This is a genomic window from Methylobacterium sp. E-065 (assembly GCF_022829605.1).
Lineage (GTDB): Bacteria > Pseudomonadota > Alphaproteobacteria > Rhizobiales > Beijerinckiaceae > Methylobacterium.
This window is the reverse complement of sequence record NZ_JAKSYD010000295.1, coordinates 117,612-140,975: the sequence shown is the minus strand read 5'-3', so window position 1 is coordinate 140,975 and position 23,364 is coordinate 117,612. Positions and strand designations below refer to the sequence as shown.

Below are 23,364 nucleotides of genomic sequence, written 5' to 3'. Positions count from 1 at the left end.
CCGAAGGCAAGGATCGCCAACGGCAGGGTCATCACCAGCGGGCTCTCGTGGGGCGTCTGATCGCCATGGTGCCCGTGATGGTCATCGGCGACGAGGTCGCTCTGGTGCGCCGGCTCGATGTCGTGGCCGTGATCGTCGTGGGCGACGCCCTCGGTATGGCCCGGGGCCCCATCCGCCTCGTGCGCCATGGCTGAATGCGCAACCGCGGGGGCATCGTGGTGGTCATGCGCCGCGTGGGCACCCCAGCGGGCCGGCCCTTCGAAGGTCATGAAGAACAGGCGCCAGGAGTAGAACGAGGTGAAGAACGCCGCCACCACCACGCACAGGAAAGCCAGCGTGTGACCTGGGCGGGTTGAGGCGTAGGCCGCCTCAATGATCGCGTCCTTCGAGTAGTAGCCGGCCGTGTAGGGGAAGCCGATCAGCGCGAGGGAGCCGATCGCCATCATGGCGCCCGTGTAGGGGATGTAGCGGCGCAGGCCGCCCATGTTCCGCATGTCCTGCTCATGGTGCATCGCGTGGATGACCGAGCCGGCCCCGAGGAACAGGAGTGCCTTGAAGAAGGCGTGGGTGAACAGGTGGAACACCGCGGCCGAATAGGCGCCGACGCCAAGCGCCACGAACATGTATCCGAGCTGCGAGCAGGTCGAGTACGCGATCACCCGCTTGATGTCGTTCTGTACGAGGCCAATCGTGGCTGCGAAGAACGCCGTGATGCCGCCGATCACCGTGACGACGACCAGCGCGTTCGGCGCCTCCTCGAACAGCGGCGACAGGCGCGCAACCATGAACACGCCGGCGGTCACCATGGTGGCGGCGTGGATCAGCGCCGAGACTGGGGTCGGGCCCTCCATAGCGTCCGGCAGCCATGTGTGCAGCAGGAACTGCGCCGACTTGCCCATCGCGCCCATGAACAGCAGGAGGCAGGCGAGCGTCAGGGCGTTCCAGTCATAGCCGAGGAAATGGAAGCTTAGCGTCTTGATCGCGTCGACCTTGCCGAAGATCGCGTCGAACGCCACCGAGCCAGTCAGTACGAAGACCAGGAAGATCCCAAGCGAGAAGCCGAAATCGCCGACGCGGTTGACGATGAACGCCTTCATGGCGGCGGCGTTGGCCGAGGGCTTCTCGTACCAGAAACCGATCAGCAGGTAGGAGGCGAGGCCCACGCCCTCCCAGCCGAAGAACATCTGCACAAGGTTGTCGGCCGTCACCAGCATCAGCATGGCGAAGGTGAACAGCGACAGGTAGGCGAAGAACCTCGGGCGGTGCGGATCCTCGTGCATGTAGCCGACCGAGTAGAGGTGCACGAGGGTCGAGACCGTGGTCACCACCACGAGCATCACCCGGGTCAGCGTATCGACCTTGAAGGCCCAGTCGACCTGAAGGTCGCCGGCCGAGAACCAGGACGCAACCTGCACCCGCTCGGCGTGGCCGCCGTCGAGGAAGACGCCCCAGGCGATCAGCGCCGTGAAGGCGAGGAACGCCGTGGTGATGTACTCGCAGGCCCGCGCCCCGATGTACCGGCCGAACAGGCCGGCGATCAGGAAGCCGATGAGCGGGAAGAAGACGATCGCGTGATACATCGCTCTCTTGCAGTCCGTCCTCCGGGCCGGCCACGAGGCGGCGGCGTCCGGATGTGAGTCGGGGCGGCGGGGAAGGAGGCCCTTAGCCCTTCATCATGCTCACGTCCTCCACCGCGATCGAGCCGCGGTTGCGGAAGAACACCACCAGGATGGCGAGGCCGATCGCCGATTCGGCGGCCGCGACCGTCAGCACGAATAGGGCGAAGACCTGTCCGGTGATGTCATTCAGCTGCGTCGAGAAGGCGACGAGGTTGATGTTGACCGAGAGCAGGATCAACTCGATCGACATCAGGATGACGATGATGTTCTTGCGGTTGATGAAGATGCCGAGCACGCCGAGCGTGAACAGGATCGCCGCGACGGTGAGGTAGTGGCTCAGGCCAATCATCGTTCGAGTCTCCCGGCTTTCATCAGATCTCGCATCAGACCTCGACACCCTGGCGAGACGGGACCTTGCGGGTCTCGACCGCCATGGCCTGGGTGCGGGCGTTCTGGACCGCGATGTTCTGGCGCTTGACGCCCGGCCGGTCGCGCAGCGTGAGCACGATCGCGCCGATCATGGCGACCAACAGGATCAGGCCGGCGAGCTGGAAGAAGTAGGCGTAATCCGTGTAGATCACCCGCCCCAGTGCCTGGGCGTTGGTGAGGTTCTCGGCGGAGGCGACGTTGCCGAGCGGCGCCTGGACGAGGCCCGGATCGATGCTCCAGGAGCCGACCACGAGCAGCAGCTCGACCAGAAAGATCGCGCCGATCAGCGCACCCACCGGCAGGTATTGCTGGAAGCCCTGGCGCAGCTCGGCGAAGTCCACGTCGAGCATCATCACCACGAACAGGAACAGGACCGCCACCGCGCCCACGTAGACGACCACCAGGATCATCGCGAGGAACTCGGCGCCCATCAGGACGAAGAGCCCGGCGGCGTTCACGAAGGCGAGGATCAGGAACAGCACCGAGGCCACGGGATTGCGCGAGGCGATCACCATGAAGCCTGACGCGACCGTGATGCTCGCGAACAGATAGAAGAAGGCGGCTGCTGCGGTCATGCGCTGGTCGGGATCGGCCGCCGGAGCGGCCCCTTCTGCCGTGCGTGAAGACGGTCCGCAGCGGGCGGGCCGTCTATAGAACCCAGTCGTCGGGGGCACAACAGCGCCCCCGACATGAGTCAGCGATAAGGCGCGTCCATCGCGATGTTGCGGGCGATCTCGCGCTCCCAGCGGTCGCCGTTCAGGAGAAGCTTCGCCTTGTCGTAGAGAAGTTCCTCCCGGGTCTCCACCGAGAATTCGAAGTTCGGCCCCTCGACGATGGCGTCCACCGGGCAAGCCTCCTGGCACATGCCGCAATAGATGCACTTCACCATGTCGATGTCGTACCGAGTCGTCCGTCGGGTGCCGTCGTTGCGGCGGGGACCCGCCTCGATGGTGATGGCCTGTGCCGGGCAGATCGCCTCGCAGAGCTTGCAGGCGATGCACCGCTCCTCGCCGTTGGGATAGCGGCGCAAAGCATGCTCGCCCCGGAAGCGGGGCCCGCGATGGCCCATCTCGAATGGGTAGTTGATCGTGGCCTTCGGCTTGAAGAAATAGCGCATGCCGAGGATCATCCCCGACACGAACTCCTTCAAGAGAAGGCTTTTTGCGACTTGATCGAGCTTCATGCCCGGATCTCCGTTGCGGCGGGTGGGCTCAAGCGCCCGGCGCGAGGCCGGTGAGCTTGAGCACGAAGGCGACGACGACGACCGAGACCAGCGAGATCGGCAGAAACACTTTCCAGCCGAGGCGCATGAGCTGATCGTAGCGGTAGCGCGGCACGATGGATTTCACCATCGCGAACAGGAAGAACAGGAAGCTGGCCTTCAGAGTGAACCAGATCACGCCGGGCACCCAGGTAAAGGGCGCGAACGGAATCGGCGACAGCCAGCCACCCAGGAACAGGATGGTCCCCAGCGCGCACATGCTCATGATGGCGACGTACTCGCCGAGCATGAACAGCAGGTACGGGGTCGAGGAATACTCGACCATGTAGCCGGCCACGAGCTCCGACTCAGCCTCCGGCAGATCGAAGGGGGGGCGGTTGGTCTCGGCCAGCGCCGAGATGAAGAACACCACGAACATCGGGAACAGCCACAGCCAGTACCAGCCGAACAGGCCGAGGCTGGTGTCCTGCGCCATCACGATCCGCGACAGGTTGAGCGAGCCGGCGCAGAGCAGCACGCAGATGATCACGAAGCCGAGCGAGACCTCGTACGAGATCATCTGCGCCGCCGAGCGGAGCGCGCCCAGGAACGCGTATTTTGAGTTCGACGCCCAGCCGCCCATGATGACGCCGTAGACGCCAAGGGACGAGATCGCGAAGATGTAGGTGATGCCGACATTGAGGTCTGCGATCGCCCAGCCGTCGGCCAGCGGGATCACCGCCCAGCTCGACAAAGCGAGCATCGCGAAGACCAGCGGCGCCAGCAGGTAGATCGCCTTGTTGGCGCCCGCCGGGATGACCGGCTCCTTGAGCACGAACTTGAGCAGGTCGGCGAAGGACTGGAACAGGCCGAAGGGGCCGACCACGTTGGGGCCGCGCCGGAGTTGCACCGCCGCCCAGATCTTCCGGTCGGCGAGCAGCGCGTAGGCGATGAAGACGAGCAGTGCCGAGAGCAGCACGAAGCTCTTCAGCACGATCAGGAGCACGGTCCCGAGGATTTCGAGCGACGTCATCGGTCTTGGCTCCTACTCGGCCGCCGCCAGGGGCCGCGCCTCGGCGGCGCGCTCCCGGGCGATGCGCGAGCATTCCGCGAGGATCTGCGAGGCGCGGGTGATCGGGTTGGTTAGGTAGAAGTCGGTCACCGGCGACGCGAAGGCCGGCCCGCTGGCATCGCCGCTAAGGCCCGAGAGACGGTCAACCGCCTCGGTGACCGCGCCGGGTTCCACGGTACCGACCGCCGCAAAATGTGGGTGGGCGGCGTAAAGCGCCCGGCGCAGAGCGGTCAGCGAATCGAACGGCAGGCGCTTGCCGAGTACATCCGACAGGGCGCGCAGGATCGCCCAATCCTCGCGGGCATCCCCCGGCGGGAAGGCGGCGCGGTTGCCCATCTGGACCCGGCCTTCCGTGTTCACCCAGGTTGCCGACTTCTCGCTGTAGGCGGCCCCCGGCAGGATCACGTCGGCGCGGGAGGCGCCGCGGTCGCCGTGGCTGCCCTGGTAAATCACGAAGGCGCCCGGAGCCACGTCGCGCTCGTCGGCGCCGAGGTTGAACAGGACGTCGAGGGCGCCCGGCTCCAGCATCTGCGCGAAGGTCAGACCGCCCTCCCCCGGAACGAAGTCGAGATCCAGCGCGCCGACCCGAGCCGCCGCCGTGTGCAGCACGCCGAAGCCATTCCACTCGGCCGAGATCGCGCCGATATCCTTCGCGAGGGTAGCGGCCGCCGCAAACACGCCCGGCGCCGCATTCGCGCCGACGATCACGAGCGGTGCCTTCGCCTCCTTCAGGATCTCCAGAAAGCTGTGCTCGCCGCGCGCCAGAGCTGCCAGCGAATCGGGGCCGGCGCCGATGTAATGGCTCGGATAGGTCAGATCGACCGGCTCGCCGATCACACCCACGGCCAGCGGCGCCATGCGCCAGCGTTTGCGGATCCGTACGTTCAGCAGCGAGGCCTCGGTCCGCGGGTTGGCGCCGACGATCAGGATCGCGTCCGCCGCCTCGATGCCCGGGATGGTGGGGTTGAAGATGTACGATGCGCGGCCGAGCGCCGGGTCGAGGCCGGCATCGGTCTGGCGGCCATCGAGGTTCGGCGAGCCGAGACTCCGGATCAGCTCGCGAAGCGCAAACATCTCCTCGACGCCTGCGAGGTCGCCGACCACCGCGCCGATCCGCTTGGGATCCGCGCCCTTCACCTTGGCGGCGATGGCCTGGAACGCCTCACCCCAGGACGCGGGCCGCAGGCGGCCGTTCTCGCGCAGGTACGGGCGGTCGAGGCGCTGCATCCGCAGCCCGTCGATGTGGTAGCGGGTCTTGTCGGAGATCCACTCCTCGTTGATCTCCTCGCTGACCCGCGGCTCGATCTGCATGACCTCGCGGCCGCGTGTATCGATGCGGATCGACGAGCCGACCGCGTCCATCACGTCGACCGATTCGGTCTTGTTCAGCTCCCAGGGTCGGACGTTGTAGCTCTGCGGCCGGTGCACAAGGGCGCCCACAGGACAGAGGTCGGCGACGTTGCCCTGGAGCTCCGAGGCCATCGACTGCTCGAGGTAGCTGGTGATCTCCATATCCTCGCCGCGGCCGATGGCACCGAGGTCGGGCACGCCCGCCACTTCCGCCAGAAAGCGCACGCAGCGGGTGCAATGGATGCAGCGGTTCATCGCGGTCCGCACCAGCGGGCCGATATGCTTCTCCTCAACCGCGCGCTTGTTCTCCTGATAGCGGGTCGAATCGACCCCGTAGGCCATGGCCTGATCCTGCAGGTCGCAATGGCCGCCCTGGTCGCAGATCGGGCAATCGAGCGGGTGGTTGATGAGGAGGAACTCCATCACCCCCTCCCGGGCCTTCTTGGTCAGGCCTGAGCGGGTCAGAATCTCCGGCGGCTCGCCGTTCGGGCCGGGGCGGCAATCCTTCACCGCGTAGGCGCAGGACGCCACCGGCTTCGGCGCACCCTTCAGCTCGACCAGGCACATCCGGCAATTGCCGGCAATCGACAGCCGCTCGTGGAAGCAGAAGCGCGGGATCTCGGCGCCCGCGGCCTCGCAGGCCTGGAGCAGCGTGTATTCGGCGGGGACGTCGACCTCGGTGCCGTCGACGAGAAGTTTTGTCATCGGTGCAATCTCAGTGCGGGGCGTCGGCAAGATCGAGGCGCCGCTCGATCCGCTCGATGCGAGGCTCGACCCTGTCGATCCGCCGGTGGACGCCAGCCAGATTCTTGTCGACCGCAGCCCTGCGGCCTTTCACGTCGCGACTATCGTCGCTGAGGCGATCGACCGTGCCGTCGATCCGCCGCAACGACACGGGCATCAGGGTGTGAAGCTGGCCCGTCATTGGTTCACTCAGCCGCCATCGGCACAGGCTCGCTGTGCGGCTTCGCAGTGTAGCGGTCGATGCGCTTCTCGATCTCGGGGCGGAAGTGCTTGATCAGGCCCTGGATCGGCCAAGCCGCCGCGTCGCCGAGCGCGCAGATCGTGTGCCCCTCGATCTGCTTGGTCACCTCGAACAGCATGTCGATCTCGCGCTTCTGCGCGCGGCCCTCGGTCATGCGCTGCATCACCCGCCACATCCAGCCGGTGCCCTCGCGGCAGGGTGTGCACTGGCCGCAGGATTCGTGCTTGTAGAAGTACGAGATCCGCGTGATCGCCGCGACGATGTCGGTGGACTTGTCGAGCACGATCACCGCCGCGGTGCCGAGGCCGGAGCCGAGGTTACGCAGAGTGTCGAAATCCATCTTGGCGTCGACGATCTGCTCAGCCGGCACCAGCGGCACCGACGAGCCGCCCGGAATTGAGCACAGCAGGTTGTCCCAGCCGCCGCGCATGCCGCCGCAATGGCGGTCGATCAGCTCGCGGAAGGTAATGCCCAGCTCCTCCTCGACGTTGCACGGCTTGTTGACGTGCCCCGAGACGCAGAACAGCTTGGTGCCGGTGTTGTTCTTGCCGCCGAGCCCCGCGAACCACGCGCCGCCCCGGCGCAGGATCGTGCCGGCCACCGCGATCGACTCGACATTGTTCACCGTCGTGGGGCAGCCGTAGAGGCCCATATTGGCCGGGAATGGCGGCTTGAGCCGCGGCATCCCCTTCTTGCCCTCCAGGCTCTCGATGAGGGCCGTCTCCTCGCCGCAGATATATGCGCCGGCGCCGTGGTGGACGTAGATGTCGAACGGGTAGTCGTGGACGTTCGACTGGCCGACGAGGCGGGCCGCGTAGGCCTCATCCACGGCCTTCTGGAGCGCGTGCTTCTCGGCGACGTACTCGCCGCGGATGTAGATGTAGCAGGCATGTGCCGCCATCGCGAAGCAGGCCAGCATGCAGCCCTCGATCAGGAGATGCGGATCGTGCCGCATGATCTCCCGGTCCTTGCAGGTGCCCGGCTCCGACTCGTCGGCGTTGACCACGAGATAGTGCGGGCGCCCGTCGGACTTCTTGGGCATGAACGACCACTTGAGGCCGGTCGGGAAGCCCGCGCCGCCGCGGCCACGCAGGCCCGACGCCTTCATCTCGTCGATGATCCAGTCGCGGCCCTGCTCCAGCAGGAACTTGGTCCCGTCCCAGGCGCCGCGCTTCTTGGCGGCGTCCAGACCCGGCGACTGCAACCCGTAGAGGTTGGTAAAGATACGATCCTGATCCGACAGCATGTCAGCTCCTCACTGAGCCGGCGCGGCCAGCGCCTTGGCCTGCCCGACCCAGTCCTCCCGGTCGATGCGACCCGGGAACGCGAGGTAGGTGCCGACCCAGGTGATTTCGTCGCGGCTCCAGGCGGCGATCTGGTCGAAATGGTAGATGCCGAGGCCGTTCAGGCGCTGGCTGTTGTCCGGATCTATGCCCTCGATCCGGGTGAGGTCATCGGGCCGTCCGGTGCGAGCGGCGTCGAGTGCCGGGGGCCGCTTGCCGACCGCGTCGGCCTTCTGTTCGGGCGTCGCGTCCTTCGGCAGAGCCGCCAGCGCGCCGGCGACGCGCGCCTCCTCGGCCTCCGCCGCAACCTCGGCGTCGCTCGCGCCGGAGGCCTCCGGCTGCTGCGGGACCGCATCGCGCGCCGGCACATCCTGGTTGCCCTGGTCGCCGGCGGCAGGCTCGCCTTCGGCGACGCGCTTGGCTGGCGAGTCGAGCACGTCCGCGTCACCCTGGCGGGCGGCGCCGGCCTTGGCGGTCGACCGGCCGCGTTCGGCCGCATCGGCGCGGTCCTCGGGCTTGACCGGCGTCTCGCCGTCCGCGGCGCGCTGGGCCGGGGCATCGCTGGCGGTCCGCTCGACCGCGCGGCCGGCATCGGGCCGGGCCGGCTTCGGGTTCGTCGCGGCCTGCTGCACGCTGGCCGCCGCCTCGCCGGTCTTAGGGCGCGCGCCGGCGGCCGGCTCCTCGGCCTTCCCGGCCTCCTCGAAGCGCTTGCGCCAGGCGCCGACGCGCGAGCCGTCGAACAGGGTCGGGTCAGTCAGTGTGTTCACGGCGCCCTGGGGCTCGGACGAGACGCGCCCGGTCTGCGAACCGACCTTAACGGGCCGGCCGGCCGCGAGGTCGTCCATCAGCTCGCCGAGTGATTCGGGCGTCAGGTCCTCGTAATAATCCTGGTTGATCTGCACCATTGGGGCGTTGCAGCAGGCGCCCAGGCACTCAACTTCGAGCCAGGAGAAGTTGCCGTCCGCCGAGACGTGGCCGGGGGCCCCGAGCCGGTCGTGAAGCATCTCCTTCAGCCCGCGCGCGCCGCAGGAATCGCACGGCACCGTACCGCAGACCTGGATCCAGAAACGCCCCACCGGCTCCAGCGCGAACATCGTGTAGAAGGTCGCGACCTCCAGCACGCGAATGTTCGGCATGCCGAGTTCGGCCGCCACCGCCTCGATGGCAGCACGGGGCAGCCAGCCGCCGTTCTGCTCCTGCGCCTTCCACAGGAGCGAGATCACCGCGGAGGCCTGACGGCCCTCGGGGTACTTGGCGATCTGGGTCTTGGCCCACTCGGCGTTCTCGGGGGAGAACGCGAAGGTTTGGGGCTGCTCGGAGGCGGGGGCGAGTCTGCGGTTGGCCATCGCTTCTGTCTTACCGATCCACTTCGCCGAAGACGATGTCGAGCGTGCCGAGCACACAGGACACGTCGGCGAGAAGGTGCCCGCGGCACATCCAGTCCATCGCCTGAAGATGCGCGAAGCCCGGCGCGCGGATCTTGCAGCGATACGGCTTGTTGGTCCCGTCAGACACGAGATAGACGCCGAACTCGCCCTTCGGCGCCTCGACCGCGGCGTAGACCTCACCTTCGGGCACGTGGAAGCCCTCGGTGTAGAGCTTGAAGTGGTGGATGAGCGCCTCCATCGAGCGCTTCATCTCCCGGCGCGGCGGCGGTGCGAACTTGCCGTCGATCGAGGCGATCGGCCCCTGGCCGGCGGGCTCGCGCAGCTTGGCGATGCACTGCTTCATGATGCGCACCGATTCGCGCATCTCCTCCATGCGGATCACCTGGCGATCATAGGTGTCGCCGTTCTTCCCCACGGGGATATCGAATTCCATCTCCTCGTAGCACTCGTAGGGCTGCGCCTTGCGCAGGTCCCACGGGATGCCGGAGCCGCGCACCATCACGCCGGAAAAGCCCCACTGCATCGCCTCATCCACCGACACGATGCCGATGTCGACGTTGCGCTGCTTGAAGATGCGGTTGGCCATGACGAGGTCGTCGAGATCCTGAACGACCTGCAGGAACGGATCGCAGAACGCGTCGATGTCGTCGATCAGTTTAGGCGGCAGGTCCTGATGGACGCCGCCGGGCCGGAAGTAATTGGCGTGGAGCCGGGCGCCGGAGGCGCGCTCGTAGAAGATCATCAGCTTCTCGCGCTCCTCGAAGCCCCAGAGCGGGGGCGTGAGGGCGCCGACATCCATCGCCTGCGTGGTGACGTTGAGGAGGTGTGACAGCAGGCGGCCGATCTCGCAGAATAGCACGCGGATCAGCTGCGCGCGCCGCGGCACCTCGATGCCGGCGAGCTTCTCGATCGCCAGGCAGAAGGCATGCTCCTGGTTCATCGGCGACACGTAGTCGAGCCGGTCGAAATAGGGCGTCGCCTGCAGGTAGGTCTTGTACTCGATCAGCTTCTCGGTGCCGCGGTGGAGCAGGCCGATATGCGGATCGACTCGCTCGACCACCTCGCCGTCCAGTTCCAGCACGAGGCGCAGCACACCGTGCGCCGCCGGATGCTGCGGGCCGAAGTTGATCGCGAAGTTGCGAATGTTGTGTTCGGTCACGGGCGGTCTCCGCGGCTCATGCCGACGTCGTCTTCTCGTCGCCCGGAAGCACGTAGTCGGTGCCTTCCCACGGGGACAGGAAGTCGAAGTTACGGAACTCTTGGGTGAGCTTCACCGGCTCGTACACGACCCGCGCCTGGTCCTGATCGTAGCGGACCTCGACGAAGCCGGTCAGCGGGAAATCCTTGCGCAGCGGGTGCCCCTCGAAGCCGTAATCGGTGAGCAGCCGGCGCAGGTCGGGATGGCCCGAGAACAGGATCCCGTAGAGGTCGTAGGTCTCGCGCTCGTACCAGTTGGCGGCCGGGAACACCTCGATCACCGAGGGGACGGGCGTCACCTCGTCGGTCTGCACCTTCAGCCGGATGCGCAAGTTATGGCGCAGCGACAGCAGGTGGTAGACCACGTCGAAGCGCTTCTCGCGCTGCGGATAGTCCACGCCGCAAATGTCGATGAAATTGCGGAACGCGCAGGCCGGATCGTCGCGCAGGTAGGTTAGTGCGTAGACGATGTCGGAGGCCTGGACCACCAGCGTCAGCTCGCCGAACGTGATGGTGTGCGACACCACCGCTGGGCCCAGGGCGCCGACGACCCGCTCGGCCAGCGCCGATATCGCGTCTTCGCCGTAGACCGGCTGGGTGTGGGGCAGGATCGAGATGCCGTTGGACATGGCCGCTCCTCAGCGCTCGATCGTGCCGGTGCGGCGGATCTTCTTCTGGAGAAGCAGCACGCCGTAGAGCAGCGCCTCGGCGGTGGGCGGGCAGCCGGGCACGTAGATGTCCACGGGCACCACCCGGTCGCAGCCGCGCACCACCGAATACGAGTAGTGGTAGTAGCCGCCGCCATTGGCGCAGGAGCCCATGGAGATGACGTAGCGCGGCTCGGGCATCTGGTCGTAGACCTTGCGCAAAGCCGGGGCCATCTTGTTGGTCAGCGTGCCGGCGACGATCATCACGTCGGACTGGCGGGGCGAGCCGCGGGGCGCGAAGCCGAAGCGCTCGCAATCGTAGCGCGGCATCGACATCTGCATCATCTCGACCGCGCAACAGGCGAGACCGAAGGTCATCCACATCAGCGAGCCGGTGCGGGCCCAGTTGATCAGCTCGTCCGTGGTGGTGAGCAGGAAGCCGCGATCGGCCAGCTCGTCGCTGATCGACAGGAAGGTCGGGTCGTCGGCGCCAATCGGCCGGCCGGTGTTGGGATCGATGATCCCCTTCGGCTGGGGCGCGACCGCGGGGGCGCGGGACAGGCTGTGGGTCGTGTCGGTGATCAGGGCCATCGGCGACTCGGAATGGGGTGCGGGTAGGCGGCTGTCGCGAATCAATCCCATTCGAGGGCGCCCTTGCGCCACTCGTAGACGAAGCCGACCGTGAGCACGCCGAGGAAGACCATCATCGACCAGAAGCCGAACCAGCCCAGATCCCCGAAGGTGATCGCCCACGGGAACAGGAACGCGACCTCAAGATCGAAGATGATGAACAGGATTGCGACGAGGTAGAACCGCACGTCGAACTTCATGCGGGCATCGTCGAAGGCGTTGAACCCGCACTCGTAGGCCGAGAGCTTCTCCGGATCCGGGTTCTTGAACGCGACGAGGAACGGCACGACCAGCAGAGCCGTGGCGATGAACAGTGCCACGCCGATGAACACGATGAGCGGCAGGTAATCCGCCAACAATCCGGTCATGCCAGGGCCTCGCGAGACAAGGAAAACCGCGGTGCAACGCCGACACCGGATTCGCCCGTGGAATTGTTCTTATGCCAGGATGCGCGCGGCCGGAGGCTTAGTCGAGCCGCCGGCCCGTGACAATGGCTTGTCGCGTCGCACAAAGCGCGCTGTCAGTCCTCTCCAGAGATGGGCATGGGCGGCATGCCTGCAACACGACGGAAGCGCGCAGGTCCATCGGCACCTCGATGCACGAAACCACGGCTGATGCGCTTGACAGCCCCCCGGTCCACCCATAAACCCCGCCCCGTCGCCGGGCGAAACGCCCCTTCGAAGCGACCACGCCGTGCGGGCGTAGCTCAGTTGGTTAGAGTGCCGGCCTGTCACGCCGGAGGTCGCGGGTTCGAGCCCCGTCGCCCGCGCCACGTCCCCTTCCCCGTTGAACACGAGAGTAGACCGATCCGCGCGGGAGATGCGCGGGCTGCTGTCTTCAACACTTGCGCGTGCAGTTACCGGCGGACGCTAGGGCGGTCGTTACGTGGCCCTCGGCGCCTCTACCGTGGACTGATGTGACCGGCTTGCGGGTCGGGCTCCGCGAAGACTCAGCGCAATGCCCGCCAGAATCAGGCTGCCGCCGGCCACGATGCTCGCGCTGAGCGGTTCACCCAAGACGAAATGCGTGCTCAGGATCCCCGCCACCGGCACCAGGAGCGCGAAGGGCGTCACGGTGGCTGCGGGATAGCGCGTCAGGAGCCGGCTCCAGAGCCCGAAGGCGAGGAGCGTCGTCGGATAGGCTTGGAACGCTACCGAGCCGATCGCCGCCCAGCTTGGATGCGCCAAGCCCGCGAAGGCGGCCGGTCCCTCCACGATCAGCGATAGGGCGAGGAGCGGCGGCGTTGTGGCCAGGCTGCTCCAGACCATCAGCGCCAGCATATCGACGCGGCCGATGCGCTTCACGACGATGTTGGCGCTGGCCCAGCCCAAGGCCGCGCCGACCACCATCAGCAGCGGCCCGAGCGGAGCGTCGCCGCCCCGCTCGAGCGCAACGGCGGCGACGCCGAGGAGCGCGACCACGCCGCCCAGGACCTGAAGGGTGCGCGGGCGCTCGCCCAGTACGGCCCAGGCGAGCGCCACGGTGAACGGCACCTGGGTCTGGATCAGCAGCGAGGACAGGCCGGCCGGCATGCCGAGCTGGATCCCGGTCATCAGCAGCCCGAACTGGCCGACGCCGAGGGCCAAGCCGAACGCCGTCACCAAAAGGGCGGGCGCGTGGGGCGGCCGGATCACCAACACCGCCGGCACCGCCGCGAAGGCGAAGCGCAGGCTGCACAGCGTCAGCGGCGGGACGGTTTCCAACCCGGCCTTGATGGCCACGAAGGCCAGCCCGAGGATCGTGACGACGAGGAGGGCGGCCAGCACGTCACGCAGCGTCATGGGCGGATCCTACGACCCCGTCCGTCCGATCACCACCGGCGGGTCGCCCGCGCAGATCGGCGCTCGTCGCGGCGGCCGTTCAACAGGTCGATGGCATCGTCGATCCCCGGCCCGAAGGCATCCGCCACATCCCGGTGTGACAGGCCGATATCCTTCAATTCGCGCTCCGACAGTGTCGAGAGCCGGTGCAGAACGCGCCGGTTCATGGCCGCACGCGATAGGTCGGCCCGGATCTCCGCGCAGGCCTCGGCGATCGCCCGCGCCGCTCGGGCGATCCATGTGGGTCGGGCAGCGGCGCTTTGCGTGAGGCACTGGTCCATGATCCCCTCCTCCATGTCTCTGGGGTAGGGCGATCCTGGCCCAGCAGGACTGGCGGCGACAGGAACACTTCGGTACGGTTCTGACGAATTGTCCGGTCGATCGAGCAGTACGGATGGCGGTCGCAATCAGAAGCCCCGGGACGCGTGTCGAGGCGGTGGTCGGGGAGATCCGGGGGCGGATCGCGGCTCGGCATCTTGTGCCCGGCGTCCGGATTCCCTCGGTGCGCGCCTTTGCGGACACGATGGGCGTCTCGAAATCCACCGTCGTGGAGGCCTACGAGCGGCTGGCCGCTGAAGGCGCGGTCGTGGCCCGGCCGGGCTCCGGCTTCTATGTCGCCGGCAAGACGCGGCCGCTCTCGCTCCAGGCGATGGGACCGCAGCTCGACCGGATCGTCGATCCGCTCTGGATCACCCGGCAGGCGCAGCAGGCGGGATCCGACCAGCTCAAGCCCGGGGCGGGGTGGCTGCCCGATGCGTGGATGCCCCACGAGGCGATCCGGCGCGGCCTGCGCCGGGTGGCCCGAGCCAGCCTCGCCGAGATGACGAACTACGACCGGCCGCTCGGTTACGAGCCCCTGCGCCGCCAGATCGCCCGCAAGATCGGCGAGAAGGGCGTCGGCGCCGAGCCCGACCAGATCGTGCTGGTCGAATCGGCCACGCAGGCGCTCGACCTCGTTTGCCGTTTCCTGCTTCAGCCCGGAGACACCGTGCTGGTGGACGATCCCTGCTACTTCAATTTCCTGGCGCTGCTGCGTGCCCAGCGGGTCACGGTGGTCGGCGTGCCGATCACCCCGGAGGGGCCTGACCTGCAGGCGCTCGCGACCCTGCTGGAGCAGCACCGGCCGCGCTTCTACCTGACCAACGCCGCCCTCCAGAACCCGACCGGCGCGAGCCTCGCGCCGAATGTGGCGCACCGGGTCCTAAAGCTATGCGAGGCGCACGACACGCTGATCGTCGAGGACGAGATCTTTGGCGATCTCGAGCCTGACGCCGCGCCCCGCCTCGCAGGCTTCGACGGTCTGGAGCGGGTGATCCAGATCGGTAGCTTCTCCAAGACCCTCTCGGCGGCCGCGCGCTGCGGCTGGATCGCGCTCCGGGCCGACTGGGTCGAGCCGCTGGTCGATCTCAAGCTGGCGCTGAGCCTCGGCAACGGCCACATCACGGCGGCGCTGGTGCACGCGCTGATCTCCGAGGGGGCCTACCGGCGCCACCTCGCGGAGACCCGCCGCCGTCTCGCCTCCGCGATGGTGCAGGCCTCCGCAGAGCTGCGCGCTTGCGGGTTGGAGCCCTGGGCGCAGCCCCGGGGCGGGTTCTTCCTATGGATGCGCCTGCCGGATGGGCGCGACGGGGCGGAGGTCGCCCGCCGGGCGCTGGCCCGCGGCATGGTGCTGGCACCGGGGACGTCATTCAGCCTGTCGGAGGCCTTGAACGGCTACATGCGCTTCAACGTCGCCCACTGCATCGACCCGCGCATCCGTCCGATCCTGCGGGAGGCGCTGGGCTGAAGACGGGTTTCCAAAGGGCGTGCCCTTTGGCGAGTCGCCAGGGCGGAGCCCGACAGAAGGGCTTTGCCCTTTACCCATGAAAGGTCGCAGATCTTTCGAAACCAGGACTTTGCCGATCAGGCCGGCAGGGTCAGCTCCGCCCGGAGGCCGCCGAGGTCGGCGCGCCCGAGCGTCAGCCCGCCGCCATAGAGTTCGGCCAGCTCCAGGGTGATGGGCAGCCCGAAGCCATGGCCCGGCACGCCCTCGTCGAGGCGCCGGCCCCGGGCCATCACGGCCTCGGCAGCCTCGGCAGCCTCGGCATTGAGGCCCGGCCCGTCATCCTCGACCCGCACCCGCACCGCGCCATCCTCCGCGACGGCCGAGACCTGCACCCGCCCCCGGCACCAGCGGCAGGCATTGTCCACGAGGTTGCCGAGCATCTCGTCGAGGTCCTGGCCCTCGCACGACACCACGAGGTCGTCCGGTACGGCCAGCGCGATCGCCACGCCTTTCTCGGCGTAGAGCCGCACGAGCGCATTGCGCAGGTCCGTGAGCTGCGGCGCCAGGGGCGTGCGGGTCCGGGCCGAGCCCGCCAGCGCTGCCGCCCGGGCTCGGCGCAGATGGTGGCGGACCCGTCGATCCATGTCCTCCACCTCGCGGCGGAGCGCCCCGTCGGGATCGCGGGTTGGGGCGGCCAGGGCCATCGACAGGGTGGCGAGCGGCGTCTTCAGGGCGTGGGCGAGGTTGGCGACGTGACCCCGCGCCCGCTCCAGGTTCCGGGCATTCTGGTCGAGGAGCGCGTTGAGTTCGGCCACCACGGGTGCGATCTCGGCGGGCTGCTCGGCCGGGACCCGCTCCCGGGTGCCGGCCCGCACCGAGGCGAGATCGGTCCGCAGGCGTCGCAGCGGCGCGAGGCCAAGCCGCACCTGGAACGCCAATCCGGCCAGCAGGCACAGGCCGAGGATCCCCAGCGCCAAAGCGAGGCTGGTCAAAGCCTCGCGCAGCGGCCCGTACAGTTCGCCCTCCGGGGCCGCGACCACGATCGTGGCGGGCTGCGTCCCCGGCAGCGTCACGACGCGCGCATAGAGCGGCTGACCGCGGGGACCCGTACCCCAGGCCGGATGTGGGCGGCCCGGAACGTCCTCCGGCCCGGGCTCGGTCAGGCGGATGTCGCCGCCCCGCAGTGAGCCCGACCGGGTCGTCTCGGGCCCGCGGCGCACCTCCCAGGCCCAGCCGGGGCCGGGCCGGTCGAAGGGCGGCGCGTCGAGACTCTCGGGCAGGATCCCGGCTTCGAGCCCGGCCCGCAGGGCGACGATCTGAGCGTCCAGCCGGCCGTCGAGCTGCCCGCGCACGAACCGGTGCAGGATCACCCCGATGGCGAGGCCGGCCACCACCAGGGCGGCCAGGACCAGCACCACGGCGGCGCCAAGCAGGCGGGTCCGCAGCGAGGGGTGGGCTGTCGCTGCCGACATCAGGCGGGATCCGCGTGGAGCCGGTAGCCGTGCCCGCGCACGCTTTCGATCCGCGCCGGGGCGATCTTCCGGCGCAGGCGGGTGATGATCACCTCCACGGAGTTTGAATCGACATCCGCGTCGCCCTCGTAGACCCGTTCGATCAGATGTGGACGCGGCACTACGGTCTCGTGGTTCAGCATCAGGCAGGACAGGACCCGCCATTCGAGACCGGTGAGCTTGAGAGGCAGGCCGTCCTGCTCGAAGGCGCCGAGCCCGGGGTCGAAGCTCAGCGGCCCGCAGGTGATCCGGCTGGCGCCGCCGCCCTGCGACCGGCGCACCAGGGCGCGCAGGCGGATCACCAGCTCCTCCACGCGGACCGGCTTGACGAGGTAATCGTCCGCCCCGGCCTTGAAGGCCGCGACCTTGTCGCTCCAGCCGTCGCGGGCGGTCAGCACCAGCACCGGCAGGGTCCGCCCTGCCGCGCGCCACGCGCGCAGCACCGAAACGCCGTCGCCCTTCGGCAGGCCGAGGTCGAGCACGACCGCGTCGTAACCCTCTGTCTCGCCGAGATGCTGCGCGTCCTCACCGGTGGCGGCGTGGTCGAGGACAAAGTTTTCCGCCCGCAGAACCTTGGCCACCTCGGCGGCGAGCGACGCATCGTCTTCCACCAGCAGGATCTTCACCCGTTCGTCCTCCGCGGCTCGGCTGTACCGCGCCCGCTGATTGCACCAAGTTATTCAACCCAACATTTGCAAGATCGGCTCGCCTCACGGTTCCATCCTCGGCGCGGTCAGGGCCATCGTCGAATACGGTAACGCTTGATTTGCACGAATGATTTCTTGCCATCACATTCTTCGATCACCGCCAAACGAGATTAAGATCAGATATCAAGGCCTATACTAAGCTTATCACGCGGTTTTAAAAGCAAATGACGTGATATTGTTCTGTGCAATATCCCTTAATTGCGTTAAATGCAACAAAAATACAATAAGTTTTATATTTTAATTGCATTTTTGCAACCTTGACGTGGAAAAAATTGGAGCTTTTATGTCGTACCATATCGACATTCGCCTATCTGCTCTATGAGAATCGTTGGTCCGCTGGTACTGAGCGTACTTCGCCATCAAGAATGTCGCTGTTAGCGGCGACGTCGAGCATAAAACTTCAAATCAACTCAGAGTGTCGATCACATTTCAATTTGACGGCGCTCTGAAAGACCACGCGAATAAGAGTTTTCCAATGCCGCACATTCGAATTATCGACTATGTTGCAAATGAAGGGGGTGGGTTGCGCTATGTTACGGAATTGGTACGCGAACTTATAGATATTTCCGGTTATAGTTTTGATCTCGTAACTGGCGGCCAAGCGCTGGAGCGATATATAAAAGTACTCAATGCAGCAAAGATTTCTATTCAAGTCTTTCAAGACGAAACGACCGCGATCAAAGGTGCCGACGGCTCTCCGTTTTTCGTGCCGGACGTCTTCGGGGAAGGGGCTGACTTAATATGGCTTCCATGGGCGCATCGCCATCTGATTTCCGAGCCATTGGCGAAGAAAACAGTTGCAACGATTTTAGATTTTATTCTGCTGCGACATCAGCCGTACATTATGCCCTTACTGGATGATAATACTCGAAACTACGTTGCCAAGATATTGCAGGCTGAGACTGCAGTTACGTCGAGGCTACTCGACTGGCGTGTGCCTATGGCGCTGCTTTCCCACGAGGTTCAGAACGATCTTATACGTCTCTTCGAACGGGCAGGAAACAGTACTGTCATTCCCCTTCCGGGGCCCACAAAACATTACAAATTGATAGCACAGTTTCGCTGACTGGCCTTCCGGACAGCTATATCTTGTGCCCCGCAACAATATTTCCGCATAAAAATCACATTGCTCTGATCACTGCGCTTGGTCGATGCCGCTGGCGGTTACCCTTGGTATTAACGGGGCCTTACACTGACTACCTGCCGCAATTCCCGGCTGGTCATCATGGGTGGCATATCTTTAATGCTATTACCCAAGCAGGCCTCGTCTGGGGTGAAGACGTTATGGGTCTCGGCATGGTGCCGGATAACGTCTTTGATGCAGTACTTCGGCGGGCCGATCTCATGGTTTTCCCAACGCTGGCTGAAGGAGGAGGATTCCCCGTGGCAGAGGCGCTCACGGTGGGCATTCCGGTTGCTTGTTCAAACATCCCAGTTCTGCGTGAACAGTTATCGCGTATCGGCGGAAATACTATTTTGTTTGACCCTCATGATTGCGATGATATGGCGCGAAAGCTTGAGATGGCGGTCAGACAAATTGATACTGTTAAAGCTAAGGCGCAGATCGACCGTCACTCTTTGACCGATACCAATTGGGGCGAGGTGGCACGCCGCTATATAAATCTATTCGAGCGGCGCCTTGCAGATATGCGGCGCCCAATTCCCAATCTCCCCGCCACTGTCCGCTTTCACGGGCAATGGAATCCTCCTCAGGACGAGTTGCTTTTCCGGCGTTATTTTGGCGATATGCAAGGGCGCCGCGGGCATTTCATCGAGTCTGGCGCCGCTGACGGTGTGACTGAATCCTCTGGCTTGTTCTTTGAAGAGACGCTGGGTTGGACGGGCATTAACGTTGAGCCGTTTCCCGATGCTTTCAGAGCGCTGTGTAACAATCGTCCGAGGGCAATCAACGTGAATGCGGCCCTGTCCGACAGCGATGGTCGGTCGGAATTTCGACAGACAGTTCATCCGCTTCACGGTGGTAACTTCAACAATGGTTCACTCGATCATACGAAGAAACATCTCGACGATTTGTTGTCGGAGGGGTGCCACTTTGAGAAATTTGATGTTGCCACGCTGACCTATCGGAGCCTGTTGAAGCAGTATCCATTGCCCTCAATCGATCTGTTCATTCTCGATGTCGAGGGTGCAGAAAGCGCAGTGATCGATGGTATGAAAGATTCGCCTATCTTGCCACGCGTGCTGTGTATCGAATATGGGCATAATGATGTCTGGAAATTGATCAGAGATATTGGAACGATCGGGTATCGATATGATGGTTTGATACATAATAACGCTGTGTTCGTTCATGAAAGCGGCGCCGGGTGGACATCATCGAGATATTAGGCGCTTACACTGAATGATAGAGAATTCGGGCAGCTGCGTGATATTAGGCGATCAGACGGTAACAGATTGCCCGTAATAGCCCGGCCTTGCTGTCGATCTCATGCGGTGCTTTCGTCGCTCTCGCGATAAGCGGACACTCGCCGGCCGCAAAAAGGTCATGTCGTTTCAGTTTCTTATCGCTGGGATCGATGTCGCGATGACCTAGAGCCGGCGGTTCATTTTGTTCGCCGGCTCGGGCGCGCTCAAGTGCAGATTGCTTCAGTGCAGATTACAGGTCAGCTTGCGAGGCCAAGCCCTTGATGCCGCATGTGCTTCGGCTCCGCTTGTGCGTCGGATCCCATTACGGATCCGGGTTAAACCGGGGCTGAACCGCCCGGTTCAGTCCGGATTGCCGGGGGGGCCTTACGAAGGGGCATCGGATCGAACGGATCCGGAGCCCTTTTGAAAGACCACATCATGACCGACGACAAGACCATCGACGGCACCGCGCGGGAGATCCGCGAGCCGGCAGCCCCGGCGCGCCGGGCGATCCCACGGCGGACCTGGGTGGTGGGCGCCCTGGCAGCCCCGTTGGTGATGGGGGCCATAGGCCTGTCCCTGGCGCAGGGGACGACCTTCCAGCCGACGCCGGTCGAGCCGGTGGCGATCCAGGCGCTGGCCTCCTCCGGCGCGACCGCCATCAAGGGTACGGTGGCCGAGATCTTCGGCAACAAGTTCGTGGTCCAGGACCAGACCGGCCGGGCGCTGGTGGAGACAGGCCGCGAGGGCGAGGACGGCAAGCTCGTCGCCAGGGGCGAGGCCGTCACGGTGCAGGGCCGGTTCGAGACGGGCTTCCTGCACGCCAGCGTGCTCACCAACGGGGACGGGCGCAAGGTCGTGCTCGGGCCGGCCGGTGGACCGCCGATGGGGAGCCTCGACTGGGCCAAGGACCGGATCGGCCTCGGGCCGACGCTCGACCTCCCGGCCCTGACGGCCTCCGTGCAGGCGGCCGGCTACAGCGACGTGCGCGTCACCGGCCGCGGACCACGCCACCTCGACGTCGCCGCCAAGGACCAGGACGGGCGCGAGCATCAGCTTCATGTAGGCTTCGACGGGCAGGTCCAGGAGCGGCCGGCGCGCGAGCGGCCCCCGGTGTGATCCCGCGCCGGGGCGGGATGGCATGCAACTCTTCCCGCCCTGCCGCGTCCTCCTGTCTCTGGAGCCAGCAGGAGATACGCGTCGTGGAGCCGATGAAACCGATGAAGCCCATGGAACCCATGAAGCCGATGGAGCCGATGAAGGGCATGGAGCCCTGGTGGCCGAAGGATCTCGGCGAGCCCGCAACCAGCGGCGCACAGAACGGGATGAAATACGCGTTCTTCCCTGACAAGCACCGCCTGCTCATCGAACGCGACGGTCAGGTCTCGACCTACGACAGCGGTGACCACCGGATCGGTGGCGTGTCGCAGGCGGATGGGTCGTCGAAGTCGCTGACCTTCTCCAGCCAGAACGGCGACGTGGATCTCGGCTCGCTCAAGAAGCTCGACTGAGCCCGGCGTGGACAGGCCGGGGCGGCGCCCTTAAGCCCGGCCCGGCCATGCGAGCCGCCCGACCCAGACCCCAGACGCCATGCGCGCGCTGATCGACCTCGTCCGCGCCATGCGGGCGCCCGACCGGCGGCGCCTCGCCCTCATTGCGCTGGGCCTCGCGATGGCGGCGCTGCTGGAGGTGGTGGGCGTCGCTGCGGTGATCCCGTTCCTAACGCTGGTGGGCGACCCTTCGGCGGCGACCCGCATCCCCTATCTGGTCCAGACACGAGCCTTCCTCGGTCTCGCCGACGAGCGCAGCTTCCTGTTGGTCACCGGTGGCGCGGCGCTGGTGGCGATCCTCGTCACAGCCATGGTCAATGCCGGGCTGACCTACGCCCAGCTCCGGTTCACGCATCTGGCCGGCTACGGCTTCAGCCGGCGCCTGCTGTTCCGCTACCTCGACCGGGAGCGCCTGTTCTTCACGCAGGCCAACAGCGCCGAACTCGCCAAGAACGTGCTGTCTGAGACCGACCGGCTGGTGGTCGGCGCCCTGACGCCCGCCACCGTGCTGGCCTCGCGGGCGAGTTCGGCGCTCGCGGTGATCGCCTTCCTGTTGGTCTACGCGCCGCAGCTCGCGCTGATCCTCGGGGGCGGCTTCGGCGGGCTCTATGTCGGGATCTACCTCGTGATGCGCGCCCGCCTCGCCCGCCTCGGCGCCCGCACGGTCGCCGACAACGAGGCCCGCTTCCGGATCGTGCAGGAGACCTTCGGGGCGCACACCGAGCTAAAGCTCTACGGCCGGGCGGAAGCCTTCGCGGCCCGGTTCGACGCCCCGGCGCGCGCCTACGCGGTCGCCACCGCGGCGAGCCAGCTCACCGGGCAGATGCCGCGCTTCGTCATCGAGGCGCTCGCCTTCGGCGGCGTGATCGTAGTGGTGCTGTTCGCCCTCGCCCAGGGGCTCGACGTCGCCGGCATCCTGCCGCTGCTGGGACTGTTCGCCTTCGCGGGCTACCGGATGCTGCCGGCCTTCCAGAACATCTTCACCTCGGTGGCGCTGATGCGCTTCACCCTGCCGGCGGTGCGGGTGATCGTCGACGAACTCGCGCAGGAGCGAGCCACCCTGCCCCGCACCACGGATCGCCTGCCGTTCACGCAGGCGATCCGCCTGGAGGGCGTCGGCTTCGATTACGGCACCGGCCGCCCAGCGCTGGCTGGGATCGATCTCACGATTCCGGTCAACACGACGATCGGCCTCGCCGGGCGGACCGGATCGGGCAAGTCGACCCTCGCCGGCCTGATCCTCGGCGTGCTGAGCCCCGGCGCCGGGCGGATCACGGTGGACGGCCGCACCCTCGATCCCGCCACGCTCCCTGCGTGGCAGAACCGTATCGGCTACGTGCCGCAGGACGTATTCCTGGTTGATGGGACCGTCGCCGAGAACATCGCGCTCGGCGTGGATTCGCCGGACCGCGCCGCCGTCGAGCGGGCGGCCCGGCTCGCGGGCGCCCACGACTTCATCGCCGCCCTGCCCCATAGCTATGACGCGCGGGTCGGCGAGCGCGGGGCGCGGCTCTCGGGCGGCCAGCGCCAGCGTCTCGGTATCGCCCGGGCGCTCTATCACGACCCCGACGTGATCGTGTTCGACGAGGCGACCTCAGCCCTCGACGAGGAGACGCAGGGCGCGGTGATGCGGGCGCTGCGGGCGCTCTCGGGCCGGCGGACGCTGATCCTGATCGCCCATCGACTCTCGACCTTGGAGGGGGCGGATGCGGTCCACGTGCTGGAGGCTGGGCGACTGGTCGCCTCCGGGCCGCCCGAGGCGGTGCTGCCGGGCCTCGGCACGGCGGCGTGACGAGGCCCCTTGCGTCCCGGCCCACCTCCGTTACCTCGGCTCCAAAGCCTGACC

23 protein-coding genes and 1 tRNA gene are annotated in these 23,364 nt (G+C 66.4%); 7 read left to right on the top strand and 17 right to left on the bottom strand.

Annotation, left to right across the window (positions count from 1 at the left end; all coding sequences use genetic code 11):
- From nuoL to MKK84_RS33875, 13 genes are all read right to left on the bottom strand, one after another.
- A partial coding sequence (nuoL, locus tag MKK84_RS33935; RefSeq protein ID WP_243927215.1) for an NADH-quinone oxidoreductase subunit L occupies window positions 1-1,580 on the bottom strand: 1,580 nt, incomplete at its 3' end.
- An 82-nt stretch (window positions 1,581-1,662) separates the two neighbouring features.
- Window positions 1,663-1,968 (bottom strand): NADH-quinone oxidoreductase subunit NuoK, encoded by a 306-nt coding sequence (gene nuoK / locus MKK84_RS33930; RefSeq protein WP_043351891.1) that lies wholly within the window; start codon window positions 1,966-1,968, stop codon window positions 1,663-1,665.
- A gap of 34 nt (window positions 1,969-2,002) precedes the next feature.
- Window positions 2,003-2,623, bottom strand: a complete 621-nt coding sequence (locus MKK84_RS33925) for an NADH-quinone oxidoreductase subunit J (RefSeq protein ID WP_161393010.1) — start codon at window positions 2,621-2,623, stop codon at window positions 2,003-2,005.
- A 119-nt stretch (window positions 2,624-2,742) separates the two neighbouring features.
- Window positions 2,743-3,231 (bottom strand): NADH-quinone oxidoreductase subunit NuoI, encoded by a 489-nt coding sequence (nuoI, locus tag MKK84_RS33920; protein ID WP_091715437.1) that lies wholly within the window; start codon window positions 3,229-3,231, stop codon window positions 2,743-2,745.
- 28 nt (window positions 3,232-3,259) lie between these two features.
- On the bottom strand, window positions 3,260-4,282 hold the full coding sequence (gene nuoH, locus MKK84_RS33915) for an NADH-quinone oxidoreductase subunit NuoH (RefSeq protein WP_243927213.1): 1,023 nt from the start codon (window positions 4,280-4,282) through the stop codon (window positions 3,260-3,262).
- A gap of 12 nt (window positions 4,283-4,294) precedes the next feature.
- On the bottom strand, window positions 4,295-6,376 hold the full coding sequence (gene nuoG, locus MKK84_RS33910; RefSeq protein WP_243927212.1) for an NADH-quinone oxidoreductase subunit NuoG: 2,082 nt from the start codon (window positions 6,374-6,376) through the stop codon (window positions 4,295-4,297).
- Window positions 6,377-6,386: 10 nt separating this feature from the next.
- Window positions 6,387-6,596, bottom strand: coding sequence for a hypothetical protein (locus MKK84_RS33905; RefSeq protein ID WP_243927210.1), 210 nt, complete (start codon window positions 6,594-6,596; stop codon window positions 6,387-6,389).
- 4 nt (window positions 6,597-6,600) lie between these two features.
- A complete protein-coding gene (nuoF, locus tag MKK84_RS33900) occupies window positions 6,601-7,902 on the bottom strand; it encodes an NADH-quinone oxidoreductase subunit NuoF (protein WP_243927208.1) in 1,302 nt (433 codons plus the stop codon).
- A gap of 9 nt (window positions 7,903-7,911) precedes the next feature.
- Window positions 7,912-9,285 (bottom strand): NADH-quinone oxidoreductase subunit NuoE, encoded by a 1,374-nt coding sequence (gene nuoE / locus MKK84_RS33895; protein WP_243927206.1) that lies wholly within the window; start codon window positions 9,283-9,285, stop codon window positions 7,912-7,914.
- A gap of 10 nt (window positions 9,286-9,295) precedes the next feature.
- Window positions 9,296-10,486 (bottom strand): NADH-quinone oxidoreductase subunit D, encoded by a 1,191-nt coding sequence (locus MKK84_RS33890; protein WP_243927205.1) that lies wholly within the window; start codon window positions 10,484-10,486, stop codon window positions 9,296-9,298.
- 16 nt (window positions 10,487-10,502) lie between these two features.
- Window positions 10,503-11,153 (bottom strand): NADH-quinone oxidoreductase subunit C, encoded by a 651-nt coding sequence (locus tag MKK84_RS33885; RefSeq protein ID WP_243927203.1) that lies wholly within the window; start codon window positions 11,151-11,153, stop codon window positions 10,503-10,505.
- 9 nt (window positions 11,154-11,162) lie between these two features.
- Window positions 11,163-11,762: a NuoB/complex I 20 kDa subunit family protein gene (locus MKK84_RS33880; protein WP_007560753.1), complete on the bottom strand. Its 600-nt coding sequence runs from the start codon at window positions 11,760-11,762 to the stop codon at window positions 11,163-11,165.
- Between the two features lie 41 nt (window positions 11,763-11,803).
- Window positions 11,804-12,169: an NADH-quinone oxidoreductase subunit A gene (locus tag MKK84_RS33875; RefSeq protein WP_243927201.1), complete on the bottom strand. Its 366-nt coding sequence runs from the start codon at window positions 12,167-12,169 to the stop codon at window positions 11,804-11,806.
- A 327-nt stretch (window positions 12,170-12,496) separates the two neighbouring features.
- On the opposite strand from MKK84_RS33875, the gene MKK84_RS33870 reads away from it, so the two are divergent.
- A tRNA-Asp gene (locus tag MKK84_RS33870) sits at window positions 12,497-12,573 on the top strand.
- Window positions 12,574-12,682: 109 nt separating this feature from the next.
- Here MKK84_RS33870 and MKK84_RS33865 read toward each other — a convergent pair.
- Together MKK84_RS33865 and MKK84_RS33860 are read right to left on the bottom strand one after the other, a co-directional pair.
- Entirely contained in the window at window positions 12,683-13,582 is a 900-nt protein-coding gene (locus MKK84_RS33865) for an EamA family transporter (RefSeq protein WP_243927199.1), read from the bottom strand.
- Window positions 13,583-13,611: 29 nt separating this feature from the next.
- Entirely contained in the window at window positions 13,612-13,902 is a 291-nt protein-coding gene (locus MKK84_RS33860) for a DUF1127 domain-containing protein (protein ID WP_243927197.1), read from the bottom strand.
- Between the two features lie 113 nt (window positions 13,903-14,015).
- On the opposite strand from MKK84_RS33860, the gene MKK84_RS33855 reads away from it, so the two are divergent.
- Entirely contained in the window at window positions 14,016-15,407 is a 1,392-nt protein-coding gene (locus MKK84_RS33855; protein ID WP_243927196.1) for a PLP-dependent aminotransferase family protein, read from the top strand.
- A gap of 116 nt (window positions 15,408-15,523) precedes the next feature.
- Here MKK84_RS33855 and MKK84_RS33850 read toward each other — a convergent pair whose 3' ends face one another.
- Both MKK84_RS33850 and MKK84_RS33845 read right to left on the bottom strand, forming a co-directional pair.
- Window positions 15,524-16,858, bottom strand: coding sequence for a sensor histidine kinase (locus MKK84_RS33850; protein ID WP_243927194.1), 1,335 nt, complete (start codon window positions 16,856-16,858; stop codon window positions 15,524-15,526).
- Complete coding sequence (locus MKK84_RS33845) at window positions 16,858-17,523, bottom strand: response regulator transcription factor (protein ID WP_243927192.1); 666 nt, start codon at window positions 17,521-17,523, stop codon at window positions 16,858-16,860. The genes MKK84_RS33850 and MKK84_RS33845 overlap by 1 nt, the downstream gene beginning before the upstream one ends.
- Before the next feature lie 556 nt (window positions 17,524-18,079).
- Between MKK84_RS33845 and MKK84_RS33840 the strand changes: the two genes are divergently transcribed.
- The 5 genes from MKK84_RS33840 (at window position 18,080) to MKK84_RS33820 (ending at window position 23,310) form a co-directional block, all read left to right on the top strand.
- On the top strand, window positions 18,080-18,670 hold the full coding sequence (locus MKK84_RS33840; protein ID WP_243927190.1) for a hypothetical protein: 591 nt from the start codon (window positions 18,080-18,082) through the stop codon (window positions 18,668-18,670).
- A 23-nt stretch (window positions 18,671-18,693) separates the two neighbouring features.
- A complete protein-coding gene (locus MKK84_RS33835) occupies window positions 18,694-19,950 on the top strand; it encodes an FkbM family methyltransferase (protein ID WP_243927188.1) in 1,257 nt (418 codons plus the stop codon).
- Window positions 19,951-20,406: 456 nt separating this feature from the next.
- On the top strand, window positions 20,407-21,087 hold the full coding sequence (locus tag MKK84_RS33830) for a DNA-binding protein (protein WP_243927186.1): 681 nt from the start codon (window positions 20,407-20,409) through the stop codon (window positions 21,085-21,087).
- Between the two features lie 101 nt (window positions 21,088-21,188).
- On the top strand, window positions 21,189-21,479 hold the full coding sequence (locus tag MKK84_RS33825; protein ID WP_243927233.1) for a hypothetical protein: 291 nt from the start codon (window positions 21,189-21,191) through the stop codon (window positions 21,477-21,479).
- Between the two features lie 79 nt (window positions 21,480-21,558).
- The gene (locus tag MKK84_RS33820) at window positions 21,559-23,310 is read left to right on the top strand and encodes an ABC transporter ATP-binding protein (protein ID WP_243927184.1); all 1,752 of its coding nucleotides are present in this window, start codon (window positions 21,559-21,561) and stop codon (window positions 23,308-23,310) included.
- The last annotated feature ends 54 nt before the right edge of the window (window positions 23,311-23,364 follow it).

Coding starts and splice junctions, on each gene's coding strand:
- nuoK (WP_043351891.1), bottom strand. CDS start 1,968: ATGATTGGCCTGAGCCACTACCTCACCGTCGCGGCGATCCTGTTCACG.
- MKK84_RS33925 (WP_161393010.1), bottom strand. CDS start 2,623: ATGACCGCAGCAGCCGCCTTCTTCTATCTGTTCGCGAGCATCACGGTC.
- nuoI (WP_091715437.1), bottom strand. CDS start 3,231: ATGAAGCTCGATCAAGTCGCAAAAAGCCTTCTCTTGAAGGAGTTCGTG.
- nuoH (WP_243927213.1), bottom strand. CDS start 4,282: ATGACGTCGCTCGAAATCCTCGGGACCGTGCTCCTGATCGTGCTGAAG.
- nuoG (WP_243927212.1), bottom strand. CDS start 6,376: ATGACAAAACTTCTCGTCGACGGCACCGAGGTCGACGTCCCCGCCGAA.
- MKK84_RS33905 (WP_243927210.1), bottom strand. CDS start 6,596: ATGACGGGCCAGCTTCACACCCTGATGCCCGTGTCGTTGCGGCGGATC.
- nuoF (WP_243927208.1), bottom strand. CDS start 7,902: ATGCTGTCGGATCAGGATCGTATCTTTACCAACCTCTACGGGTTGCAG.
- nuoE (WP_243927206.1), bottom strand. CDS start 9,285: ATGGCCAACCGCAGACTCGCCCCCGCCTCCGAGCAGCCCCAAACCTTC.
- MKK84_RS33885 (WP_243927203.1), bottom strand. CDS start 11,153: ATGTCCAACGGCATCTCGATCCTGCCCCACACCCAGCCGGTCTACGGC.
- MKK84_RS33880 (WP_007560753.1), bottom strand. CDS start 11,762: ATGGCCCTGATCACCGACACGACCCACAGCCTGTCCCGCGCCCCCGCG.
- MKK84_RS33875 (WP_243927201.1), bottom strand. CDS start 12,169: ATGACCGGATTGTTGGCGGATTACCTGCCGCTCATCGTGTTCATCGGC.
- MKK84_RS33865 (WP_243927199.1), bottom strand. CDS start 13,582: ATGACGCTGCGTGACGTGCTGGCCGCCCTCCTCGTCGTCACGATCCTC.
- MKK84_RS33860 (WP_243927197.1), bottom strand. CDS start 13,902: ATGGACCAGTGCCTCACGCAAAGCGCCGCTGCCCGACCCACATGGATC.
- MKK84_RS33855 (WP_243927196.1), top strand. CDS start 14,016: ATGGCGGTCGCAATCAGAAGCCCCGGGACGCGTGTCGAGGCGGTGGTC.
- MKK84_RS33850 (WP_243927194.1), bottom strand. CDS start 16,858: ATGTCGGCAGCGACAGCCCACCCCTCGCTGCGGACCCGCCTGCTTGGC.
- MKK84_RS33840 (WP_243927190.1), top strand. CDS start 18,080: ATGCCGCACATTCGAATTATCGACTATGTTGCAAATGAAGGGGGTGGG.
- MKK84_RS33830 (WP_243927186.1), top strand. CDS start 20,407: ATGACCGACGACAAGACCATCGACGGCACCGCGCGGGAGATCCGCGAG.
- MKK84_RS33825 (WP_243927233.1), top strand. CDS start 21,189: ATGAAGCCCATGGAACCCATGAAGCCGATGGAGCCGATGAAGGGCATG.
- MKK84_RS33820 (WP_243927184.1), top strand. CDS start 21,559: ATGCGCGCGCTGATCGACCTCGTCCGCGCCATGCGGGCGCCCGACCGG.